This is a genomic window from Bradyrhizobium sp. P5_C11_2, assembly GCF_054049755.1.
In genome coordinates, this window is the sequence record NZ_JBFULT010000243.1 from 1 (window position 1) to 10,693 (window position 10,693).

At 65.1% G+C, this 10,693-nt stretch carries 12 protein-coding genes; 3 read left to right on the plus strand and 9 right to left on the minus strand.

From position 1 onward, the window contains the following. The coding region (locus ACXJL8_RS21840; RefSeq protein ID WP_456685559.1) for an SDR family oxidoreductase at window positions 1–707 on the plus strand (707 nt) is incomplete at its 5' end. 14 nt (window positions 708–721) lie between these two features. Then, window positions 722–1,138, plus strand: coding sequence for a cupin domain-containing protein (locus ACXJL8_RS21845; protein WP_456685560.1), 417 nt, complete (start codon window positions 722–724; stop codon window positions 1,136–1,138). 10 nt (window positions 1,139–1,148) lie between these two features. Here ACXJL8_RS21845 and ACXJL8_RS21850 read toward each other — a convergent pair whose 3' ends face one another. Genes ACXJL8_RS21850 through ACXJL8_RS21875 form a run of 6 tightly spaced genes read right to left on the minus strand, consistent with a single transcriptional unit; the run spans window position 1,149 to window position 7,356 of the window. Continuing rightward, window positions 1,149–2,153, minus strand: coding sequence for a 4-hydroxythreonine-4-phosphate dehydrogenase PdxA (locus tag ACXJL8_RS21850; protein ID WP_456685561.1), 1,005 nt, complete (start codon window positions 2,151–2,153; stop codon window positions 1,149–1,151). After that, complete coding sequence (locus ACXJL8_RS21855; protein WP_456685562.1) at window positions 2,150–3,694, minus strand: tripartite tricarboxylate transporter permease; 1,545 nt, start codon at window positions 3,692–3,694, stop codon at window positions 2,150–2,152. The genes ACXJL8_RS21850 and ACXJL8_RS21855 overlap by 4 nt, the downstream gene beginning before the upstream one ends. A gap of 12 nt (window positions 3,695–3,706) precedes the next feature. Next, window positions 3,707–4,189 (minus strand): tripartite tricarboxylate transporter TctB family protein, encoded by a 483-nt coding sequence (locus tag ACXJL8_RS21860; RefSeq protein WP_456621120.1) that lies wholly within the window; start codon window positions 4,187–4,189, stop codon window positions 3,707–3,709. 55 nt (window positions 4,190–4,244) lie between these two features. Further along, window positions 4,245–5,237, minus strand: coding sequence for a Bug family tripartite tricarboxylate transporter substrate binding protein (locus ACXJL8_RS21865; protein WP_456621121.1), 993 nt, complete (start codon window positions 5,235–5,237; stop codon window positions 4,245–4,247). 52 nt (window positions 5,238–5,289) lie between these two features. Continuing rightward, window positions 5,290–6,549: a CaiB/BaiF CoA transferase family protein gene (locus ACXJL8_RS21870; RefSeq protein ID WP_456621122.1), complete on the minus strand. Its 1,260-nt coding sequence runs from the start codon at window positions 6,547–6,549 to the stop codon at window positions 5,290–5,292. Window positions 6,550–6,558: 9 nt separating this feature from the next. Next, the gene (locus ACXJL8_RS21875; protein WP_456621123.1) at window positions 6,559–7,356 is read right to left on the minus strand and encodes an enoyl-CoA hydratase/isomerase family protein; all 798 of its coding nucleotides are present in this window, start codon (window positions 7,354–7,356) and stop codon (window positions 6,559–6,561) included. Between the two features lie 116 nt (window positions 7,357–7,472). Between ACXJL8_RS21875 and ACXJL8_RS21880 the strand changes: the two genes are divergently transcribed. Next, on the plus strand, window positions 7,473–8,138 hold the full coding sequence (locus ACXJL8_RS21880) for a GntR family transcriptional regulator (RefSeq protein ID WP_456621124.1): 666 nt from the start codon (window positions 7,473–7,475) through the stop codon (window positions 8,136–8,138). A 42-nt stretch (window positions 8,139–8,180) separates the two neighbouring features. Here ACXJL8_RS21880 and ACXJL8_RS21885 read toward each other — a convergent pair whose 3' ends face one another. From ACXJL8_RS21885 to glpX, 3 genes are all read right to left on the minus strand, one after another. Then, window positions 8,181–8,735 carry a hypothetical protein gene (locus ACXJL8_RS21885; RefSeq protein ID WP_456621125.1) on the minus strand — a complete coding sequence of 185 codons (555 nt, stop codon included), beginning with the start codon at window positions 8,733–8,735 and terminating at the stop codon, window positions 8,181–8,183. A 30-nt stretch (window positions 8,736–8,765) separates the two neighbouring features. Beyond that, window positions 8,766–9,485 (minus strand): haloacid dehalogenase type II, encoded by a 720-nt coding sequence (locus ACXJL8_RS21890; protein WP_456685563.1) that lies wholly within the window; start codon window positions 9,483–9,485, stop codon window positions 8,766–8,768. 138 nt (window positions 9,486–9,623) lie between these two features. Further along, window positions 9,624–10,625: a class II fructose-bisphosphatase gene (gene glpX / locus ACXJL8_RS21895; protein WP_456621127.1), complete on the minus strand. Its 1,002-nt coding sequence runs from the start codon at window positions 10,623–10,625 to the stop codon at window positions 9,624–9,626. Window positions 10,626–10,693: the final 68 nt, after the last annotated feature.

A 10,693-nucleotide genomic window follows, 5' to 3' on the forward strand; every position in this document is an offset into this window, starting at 1 on the left:
GATCCAAGCTCGTCGCGAAGCTCAAGCAGCAGGGGCACGAGGCGGTGGCAGCCTCGCCGAAATCAGGCGTGAACGCCGTGACCGGGGAAGGCCTCGCAGCAGTGCTGGCGGGCGCGGATGTCGTCGTCGATGTTGCCAACGCGCCGTCCTGGGAGCCCGCCGCCGTGCTCGATTTCTTCCAGCGTTCGAGCAAGAATCTCGCTGCGGCAGAGGCCTCGGCAGCCGTGAAGCATCACGTGGCGCTGTCGATCGTCGGGACCGAACGGTCGCCCGACAATTCCTATTTTCGTGCCAAGCTCGCCCAGGAGACCATCATCAAATCCTCGCCGATCCCCTACTCGATCGTGCGCGCCACCCAGTTCTTCGAATTCCTCGGCGCCATTGCCGAGACGGGTGCGATCGAAGGAAAGATCGTCGTCCCATCGGCACTGTTTCAGCCGATCGCGGCTGAAGACGTCGCCGATCGCCTCGCCGAGGTCGCCATGGGCCGGCCGCTCAACGGCACGATCGATATCGCGGGACCCGAGAAGGCCCCCTTCAATGAATTCATCGCACGCCGCCTCAAGGCGTCCGGCGACGCCCGGCCGGTGGTGGGAGACCCAACGGCGCCGTATTACGGCGCCCCCATTGACGACACATCGCTGAACCCGCTCGGCGAGGCGCGGCTCGGAAAGATCCCGCTCGCAACCTGGCTCGCGAACCTCTGAGGAGGAAAGTCCCCATGCGCGGATTGCTGATCGCAGCGGCGGTTTATGCCGCATCTTTCCTGAGTGCCCATGCAGCAGAATCGGCGGCGCCTTCGGCGAAGGTGACTGTCGTGTTTGACCAGGCACTGCCAAATGTCCCGGGCAAGAGCATGAAGGGCGTGCTGGTCGAGTATGGTCCCGGCGGCTCCTCACCGGCCCACATGCACCCGCCCTCCGCCYTCATCTATGCCACGGTCCTGGAAGGCGCGATCCGTAGTCAGGTCAATGACGGCCCCGCCAAGGTCTTTCACAAGGGAGAGAACTTTTCCGAGAGGCCCGGCGACCGCCACGCCGTCAGCGCCAATGCCAGCGAGACCGAGCCCGCGAAGCTGCTTGCCGTGTTCGTGGTGGATACGGCCGACAAGGAGCTGACGACGCCGATCGCGAAATAGCGTCGCCTCGTCACGCAGCACGACGCCCGGCCATCTCCGCCGCGAGCAGCACCGCGGCGCGGCTCGCGCCGATCGACGCGATGCCTTGCCCTGCGATGTCATAGGCGGTGCCGTGCGCCGGCGTGCAGATCGGAAACGGAAAGCCGCCGAGCAAGGTGACGCCACGGTCGAAGCCCATCAGCTTCATCGCGATCTGGCCCTGGTCGTGATACATCGTCAGTACCGCATCGAAGGCGCCGCCCTTGGCGCGCAGAAACACGGTGTCGGCCGGGAACGGTCCCTCGGCGGCGATGCCATCGCGCTGCCCGGCGGCGACTGCGGGCGCGATGACGTCGATCTCCTCGCGGCCGAAATTGCCGCCGTCGCCGGCATGTGGATTGAGACCCGCGACCGCGATGCGCGGTCGCGCGAAGCCGGCATTGCGCATGCAGGAGTCGGTCAACTTGAGCGCGCGATGGATGCGTTCGCCCGACAATCGCGCGGCGACGTCCTTGAGCGGAATGTGGGAGGTGACCCGTGCGTTCCAGAGCTGCCCCAGAACGTTGAATTCGCTCGCCGCCGTCTTGAGGCCGGCCACTTCGGCTGAAAATGCGATCTCATCGTCATATTCGGCGCGGGCGAGCCGCATCGCCTGCTTGTTGAAGGGGGTGAAGCAGACCGCATCGACGCGGCCGTCGCGGGCGAGTTCGAGCGCATGCTTGTAGTTGGCAAGMGCGAACCTGCCGCCGGAAAGGGTCGCAGTCTTCGGTTCGACCTCTTTGGGATCGAGATGGCCGAGATCGACGAACAGCACATCGCCCTCCGTCCCGCGAAAGTCGGCTCCCTCCTCCACTGTCTTCAGCTCCGGCTTGATGCCGGCTATGCGCGCCCCCTCGTCGAAGATGCGGCGGTCGCCGATCACGACGAGCCGGCCGCGGGCGCGGACGTCGTCCTGCGCCGCGAGCCTTGCCGTCAGCTCCGGACTGATGCCGGCGGGATCTCCCATCGCAAGTGCAATGAGCGGCCTTAAGGTCATATGATCACCTTTTCTTCCTGGCTTGAGGTCTCGTCACCGGTCGCGACGGGCTTGGGTAGCAACCAGCGCGCAAGCTGCAACGCAAGCGGCAGCAGCAGCAGCGCTATGCCGGCCAGCACGAGACAGGTCACGAGACGGTTCGCGAAGAAGATTCCGAGCGATCCCTTGGACATCAGCATCGATTGCCGGAACGCATCCTCAGCCTTGTCGCCGATGACGATCGCCAGCACCAGCGGAGCCAACGGATAGAACAGCTTCTTGAAGAGATAGCCGACGATGCCGAAGCCCATCATCATGATGACGTCGAGATAGGAATTCGACACCGAATAGGCGCCGACGACGCAGATGATCACGATCAACGGCGCGATGACGACGAAGGGAATCCGCATCAGGGCGGCAAACACCGGAACCGTCAGCAGCACCAACGCCACGGCGACGATGTTGCCGACATACATCGAGGCGATCAGCCCCCAGACGAAATCCTTCTGGTCGACGAACAGCATCGGTCCGGGATTGAGTCCCCAGATCATCAGGCCGCCCATCATGACCGCCGCGGTGGCCGAGCCGGGAATGCCGAGCGAGAGCATCGGCAGCAGCGCGCTGGTGCCGGCGGCATGATCGGCCGTCTCCGGCGAGATGATCCCCTCCACCTCGCCCGTCCCGAAGTAGCGGCCACGCCGCGAGAAGCGCCTGGCGATGCCGTAGCTCATGAAGGATGCAGCCGTCGGGCCGCCCGGCGTGATCCCCATCCAGCATCCGATCGCCGCGCTGCGCAGCAATGCAACGCTATGGCGCGGCAGACGGGCGACCGCGCGAAACACCTCGCGCCAATCGATCTTCGATGAGACGGCGCGGGCGTGAAACTCCTCCTCGACCGCGACCAGAAGCTCGCCGATGCCGAACAGGCCCATCACCGCGACGACGAAGTTCACGCCCTTGACCAGCTCGTCGATCCCCATGGTGAGGCGGACGCKTCCCGAGACCGTGTCGATGCCGATGGCGGCGATCGCAAAGCCGATCGCGAGCGCCACGACCGTCTTGATCGGCGCCGCGCCGCCCATGCCGACGAAGCTTGCGAAGGCCAGGAAATAGACCGCAAAATATTCCGGGGGGCCGAAAGCGAGCGCGACCTCGGCCACCCATGAGGCGAGAAAGGTGATCAGGATAACGCCGACCAGCGCGCCGAACGCCGCCGAGCCGAAGGCGGTGGCGAGCGCCGTCGTCGGCCGCCCGTCGCGTGCCATCGGATAACCGTCGAAGGTGGTCGCGACGGACGACGGCTCGCCGGGGATGTTGAACAGGATCGACGTCACCGAGCCGCCGAACAGCGCGCCCCAATACATGCTGGAGAGCAGGATGATGGCTGAGACCGGCTGCATGCCGAAGGTCAGCGGCAACAGCAGCGACACACCGTTCGGTGCACCCAGCCCCGGCAGTACGCCAACGAGAATGCCGAGCAGCACGCCGACCACCATCAGCGCCAGATGCGGCACCGTGACCGCGATGCTGAAGCCGTGCAGGAGCTCCTGGAGATTATCCATCGCGGCCTTCCATCAGAGTCCGAACGCGGCGGCGAGCGCCCCGTGCGGCAAGGACACCTGGAACATCCGCTCGAACACGACGTAGAGCGCCAGCGCCGTCGCTCCCGCCATGGCGAGCGCGCGCGGCACGGATTGGTGTCTGGGGATCGCCAGCACCGCAAAGACATACAGCGCCGACGCGGCGTACATCCCGGCGAGCGGGATCGCGGCAACAAAAATCGCGGCCGGCACGAACAAGCCGGCAAGCCGGCGCAGCTCCGTCGGCGTGATGGCGATAGGGACGCTTGCAAGCGTCGCGCCCGGCAGGGCACCGCGCGCCAGATTATACAGGCTGCCGAGGACGAGGATGACACCGGTCAGGAACGGGAATGTGCCCGACTCCACGCCCGCACTCGACCAGCCGATGCCGTTGTCGAGGCTGGAGACGACGACCGTGACACCGAAGCTGCCGGTGAGAGCGGCGGTCGCCAGTTCGAGAGCGCGGCGCGATATCATCGGAAGCTCCAGCTCGGCACGAGATAACAGGACGTCATTGCCCGGTGGCGCCGGCTCACTTGATGAGCCAGCCCTGCTCGCCCGCGACCTGCTTGAGGTGCTCAAGATCCTCCTTGATGAACTTGTCGAAGTCAGCTCCGGTCAGGAACGTGTCGACCTGGGACGTCTTCTCGATGTAGTCCTTCCATTCCGGCGTCGCCTGTACCTTCTTCATGAGATCGACATAGTACGCGGCCTGCTCCGGCGTGACCTTGCCCGGCAGCCAGACCGTGCGCGGCTGCTCATATTGCTTGATGTCGAGGCCCTGCTCGGCGCAGGTCGGAACATCACCCCAGCCTTCGGTCGCGGTGACCTTGGCGCCCTGCGGCAATCGCTTCGGGCTGAACACACAAAGGGGGCGCTGCGTACCGCCGCGCCATTGCCCAAGGCTCTCGCTGGGATTGTTGACGTGGGAGTCGAGGTGTCCGCCAGCGAGCTGCACCGCGGTCTCGGCGCCGCTCTTGAAAGGGATGTAGGTCATCTTGACGTGACCGGCCTTCTCGATCATGCGGGTCAGCACCTCATCGGTGTCCTTGGACTGGGCGCCGCCCATCTTGAACTCACCAGCGGCGGCAGCTTTCAGATAATCGCCCGCCGTCTTGTAGGGCGCGTCCTGCTTGACCCAGAGCAGGAACTCGTCCTGCGCCATCGCCGCGACCGGCGTGAGATCGGTGTAGTTGAAGGCCACCTTCGACACGAGCGGCTGCTGCCAGGCGTTCGACGTGCCGAAGATCACCTTGTAGGGATCGCCGGCGGAGGCCTTGCCGTAGACATAGCCCTCCGCGCCGCTGCCTCCGCCCTTGTTGACGACGACGATCGGCTGCTCCGTCAGCTTGTACTTGGTGATGATGTTCTGGACCGCGCGGGCCAGATTGTCGGTGCCGCCGCCCGGCCCTGCAGTCGCCACGAACTCGATCGGTTTCTGCGGCTGCCAGGCCGCGCTGGCGGAAATCGTGCAGGCGAGCACGCTGGCGGCTGCGGACAGCAAAAATGTCGACGTCTTGCGCATGTTTTTCCTCCACCCAAATTTTTTTGTCTTGTTTCTTGGTCGCGACGTCAGATCAGGCGATACGTTCCTCCTGCCTGATCGACGCCGAGACGATCGCGCCTTCTTTTTCGAGCGCTTCGATCTGTTGCTGGTCGAACCCGTATTCCGCCAGCACCTCCCGTGTATGTTCACCATAGACCGGTGCGCCGGAACGTACCTTGCCGGGCGTCTCCGAGAATTTGACCGGAAGTCCGATCGTCTTCACCGGACCGAGCGTCGAATGCTCGACCTCGACCACCATCTCGCGCGCAAGCGTCTGCGGATCGCTCAGGGCTTCCAGCATGTCGTGCACGGGACCACAGGGCACGCCCTTATCCTCAAGCGCCGCCAGCCAATGCGACCGCGGCCTGGTGCGGAAGCGCTCGCTGAGAACGGCTTCGAGCTCCTTCAGATGCGCCATTCGGTCGGCCCCGGTGACGAAGCGCGGGTCGGAGGCGAGCTCGGTCGCGCCGAGCGCCTCCAGCATCAACAGCCAGTGCTTCTTGTTGGCACCGCCGACCACGAGCCAACCGTCGGAGGCTTCAAAGGCCTGATACGGCGCGTTGAGCGGATGCGCCGAGCCCATCGCGCGTGGCGCCGTCCCCGCGGCCAGCGCAATGGTCGATTGCCAATAGGTCTGCACCAGCGCGGCTTCATAGAGCGACGTCTCGACCCACTGCCCCTCACCCGTCTTGAGACGATGCGCATAGGCGGCAAGAATTCCCATGCTCGCGAGCAGGCCGGCGGTGATGTCCGACAGCGGCGGCCCGCACTTCACGGGCGGGCCGTCCGGACGTTCACCGGTGAAGCTCATGATCCCGCTCATCGCCTGCGCGACCAGATCGAATCCCCTGCGGTGCCTGTAGGGGCCGGTGCGGCCGAAGCCCGACAGCGAACAATAGATCAGCGCCGGATACTCCTCGTGCAGCTCCTCATAGCCGAAGCCCAGCCGCTCCATGGCGCCGGGCGCGAAATTCTCGACCAGCACATCGGCGCTCGCGATCAGTCGGCGCAGGACGCACTTGCCGCCGTCGGTTTTCAGATCCAGCACGACGCCGCGCTTGTTGCGGTTCATCATCAGGAACGAGGCCGCCTCGTCGCCGATCTTCGGCGGCACCGAATGGCGGGTGTCATCGCCATTGGGCGATTTTTCGATCTTGATGACGTCGGCGCCCATGTCGGCGAGCATCAAGGTACAGGTCGGCCCTGCCATGACATGGGTGAGATCGACGACCTTGAGGCCGGCCAGCGGCCCCGGGCGGACGGAGGTGGATTGCGATTGACCCTTTTGCATCGGCCCGTCCTATTGGCCGCGCCATTGCGGCGGGCGCTTGTTGAGAAATGCGTCGAGGCCCTCGCGAAAATCCTGGCTGGTGTAGCACATCAGGATCAGGTCCTCGCCCTCGTCCCGCGTCAGCCGCTTTTGCAGGCGGGCCACCGCCTGCTTGGTCGCGTTAAGCGTCAGCGGCGCATGACCGGCGAGAAGCCGGGCGACTTCGTCGGCGCGCTTGTCGAGTGCCGTGATATCCTCGACGACTTCGCCGAGCAGTCCGACGCTTGCCGCCTCCGCGGCTTCGATGAGCCGCGCGGTGAAGATCAGATCCTTGACCCGGGCAGCACCGATCAGCGCGGTAAGACGGCTGACATTGGACATCGACAGGCAATTGCCGAGCGTCCTTGCGATGGGGAATCCAATCTTGGTGCTGGCTGTGCCGATGCGCAGATCGCAGGCCGCGGCGATGCCGGCGCCTCCGCCGGTGCAGAAGCCGTTGATCGCCGCGATCGTCGGCACCCGGCATTGCTCGAGGGTGGAGAGAACGCGGTCGATCCGGTTCTCGTAGTCGAGCGCGTCCTGCGGTGTCTCGAATTCGCGGAACTGGTTGATGTCGGTTCCCGAGGCGAAGGCCTTGTCGCCGGCACCGCGGAGCACCAGCACCTTGATCGACGGATCCTGGTTGGCCTCTTCGCAGATCGCGGCGAGCCGCTCGTACATGGCGAAGGTGAAGGCATTGCGGGCCTGCGGGCGGTTGAAAATGATCCGCCCGATGCTGCCATTGCGTTCAAAGATGAGGTCTTCCGCCGCCGCGACCTGCTGGTCCATCTCCCGAGCCTCCTCTGTTTTTTGTAGTTTTGAATGCAAAATATGATATTTTCAAGCCTGAACTTAACGATTGGCGACAGTATTCCCCTTTTTGCATGCAAATTAGGTCTCATCCCATGCTTCATGAGGAAGTCGTCGGCCGCATCCGCGCCATTCTGCTCGAGGGCGAAATCCCGCCAGGCGCGCGGATTCCCGAGCGCGAGCTGTGCGACCGGCTCCAGATCTCGCGCACACCGCTGCGCGAGGCGCTCAAGGTGCTGGCCGCCGAGGGCCTCGTGCAGTTGCTGCCGCATCGCGGCTCGCGCGCCGCGAAGCTGACCGACAAGGACATGCGCGACCTGTTCGAAGTCTGCCAGGGCCTGGAAGCGCTCGCCGGCGAACTCGCTTGCGAGCGCATCACGGAGGTCGAGATCGACGTGATCACCGCCGCGCACGCGGTCATGGTGCAGCATTATCGCGAGGGCGACCTGATCCAATATTACCGCGGCAACCGCGCCATTCACGAGGCCATCGTCGACGCGGCCGGAAATCCCGCGCTTGCGGCGGTCTATGCGTCCGTGACCGCGCGCATCCGGCGCGCGCGCTACGTCACGCCGATGACGCCGCAGCGCTGGGCGCTGGCCGTGAAGGAGCACGAGGCGATCCTGAACGCGCTGCAGCGCCGCGACGGCGTCGGCCTGTCCCACATTCTGCGCGCGCATCTGCGGCACAAGCGCGAAGAGGTTTTACAGGCGGGATTTGCGGAGACGGAGGGGAGCGAGCCCGCGTTGCGGATTGCGTGACGGACAAGGACCCGCAGGTATCTCCTCAGGGACGGCCGCCTGTCATTTCCGTCCGCCAAGGAAGCGCTCGATCGGCCGCAGCGCATCGATATCCGGAATGCGCTCGCGGGCCTGGACGTCCGGGCACCCTGGATAAGGCAAACCCGCCAGCCACTGCATGATCGGCTCCGAGGCCTCGATCGGAAGCACGCACATGACCTCGATGTCGATCACGAGCTTCTTCACACGCCCATCGTCGCCGGAAGCAAAATGCCAGCCATAGTGTCCGCATCCGACGCGAACGGCGCCGCCCTGCCGCGTCGACATCCCGACCAGCCAATCGCAACGGAAATGCGGCAGGTGGCCTGCATCGGGACGCGAAAGGCAAAACGTGCGCACATTCTCGTACTGGTCGCCGAAGCCGGTGACCAGCACCTGGGTGACTTGCTCCAGCCCCTTTGCCGAACTCGGAAACGAGATGGCGTCGGTCTTGACGGCCATTTCGAGCTCGCAGTCCTCCACGAAGGCGAGCTTCATCAATTGAGGCCGGTTGCCATCCTTCGCCAGGATATAGGTGCTGATCGCATTGGCGGCATCGATGGCCGCGGCCTGGTTCATTCGGTCGCCCTCAACACGTTCAGGCCGCCTTTAGCACCCCAGTCTGTCGGCGATCCCGCCAAAGTCCTTGGCGACGATGTCCCAATTGCCGGTGGCCTCGAAATCCACCTTCTGCAACGGACCATACTCGGTCGGCCGCGCCACGAACGCGGTCTTCAGCCCGTTCTTCTGCGCGGCCGCAAGGTCGCCGTTGTGGGCGGCGACCATCATCACCTGCTCGGGCTTGAGGCCGAGCAGGCGCGCGGCGCCGAGATAGGTCTCGGGATCGGGCTTGTAGTGCTCGAACAATTCCGCCGACATGATGAGGTCCCAGGGGAGCCCAGAGAACTTCGCCATGTTGGTGAGCAGCGCGACGTTGCCGTTCGACAGCGGCGAGATCACGAATTTTGATTTCAGCCGGGTCAKGCCGGCGACGCTGTCGGGCCACGGATGCAGGCGATGCCAGCCCCTGGTGATGTAGTCGAGATCGGCCTCGGTCAGGCCCTTGATTGCAAACTTCTCGACCAGCTTCTCCAGCGAGCGGCGGTGCAGGTCGTCGAGGATGACGTAGCCGCGCTCGGGGTGTTTGCGCACATCGTCCATGGAGGCCATGTACATGCCGCGCCAGCCGTCGACCAAAGCGGTCCAGTCGGCGGTGACGCCGCGGTCCCTGCTCCACCACATCAGGTCGGTGATCAGGCTGGTGCGCCAGTCGACGACGGTGCCGAACACGTCGAAGACGAGGGCTTTGACGGCGGAGAGATCGGACATGGGCGCTTCCCCTGTTGTTCTTGTTGTCATTCCGGGGCGTCGGGACCGCGCCAGGCGCGGCCCGGACAACCCGGAATCCAGAAGTTGTGGCGCGAGATTCCGGGTTCTCGCTGCGCGAGCCCCGGAATGACAGACGTCTTAGTCCAGGTGGAACTTCGCCAGCTCGCGGTGCTCGGCCTTGATGTAGCGCACGGTGCCGGTGACGGAGCGCATCACCACGGTCTCGGTCTCGATCACGCCGTCCTTGCGGAATTTCACGCCCGAGAGCAGCGAGCCGGTGGTGACGCCGGTGGCGGCGAACAGGCAGTCGCCCTTGGCCATGTCCTCGATGCCGTAGATCATCTTGGGATCGTTGACGCCCATCTTGCCGGCGCGTTCGCGCTTCTCGTCGGAATCGAGGATCAGGCGGCACTGCATCTGGCCGCCGATGCAGCGCAGCGCCACCGCGGCGAGCACGCCTTCCGGCGCGCCGCCGGTGCCGAGATACATGTCGACGCCGGTGTTGTCGGGATCGGCGCAGTGGATCACGCCGGCGACGTCGCCGTCGGTGATGAGCCGCACCGCCGCACCCGTCGAGCGCACGCTCTCGATGATGCTGGCGTGGCGCGGACGGTCGAGCACGAGCACGGTGATGCCCTCCGGCGTGACGCCCTTGGCCTTGGCGAGACGGCGGACGTTGTCGGCCGGCGTGGCATCGAGCTCGACGACGCCCTTGGCGTAACCTGGGCCGATCGCGAGCTTCTGCATGTAGACGTCGGGCGCGTGCAGCAGCGTGCCGCCGTCGGCCATCGCCATGGTGGCAATCGAGCCCGGCATGTTCTTGGCGCACAGCGTGGTGCCTTCGAGCGGATCGACCGCGATGTCGACCTTCGGGCCGGCGTTCATGCCGACCTTCTCGCCGATGAAGAGCATCGGCGCCTCGTCGCGCTCGCCCTCGCCGATCACGATGGTGCCCTCGATCGGCAGCTTGTTGAGCTCGCGCCGCATCGCGTCCACCGCGGCCTGGTCGGCCGCCTTCTCATTGCCGTGCCCGCGCAGCCGCGCCGAAGACACCGCCGCCCGCTCCGTCACGCGCACGATCTCCAGCGTGAGAATGCGCTCAAGCAACGCATGCGGCGGGACTGAAATATGGGTCGACATCGGCTCACTCCTTCAAGACAGTTTTTGGACGGAAATCTCCGTCCGCATTAACTCGCAACGCCCACGGT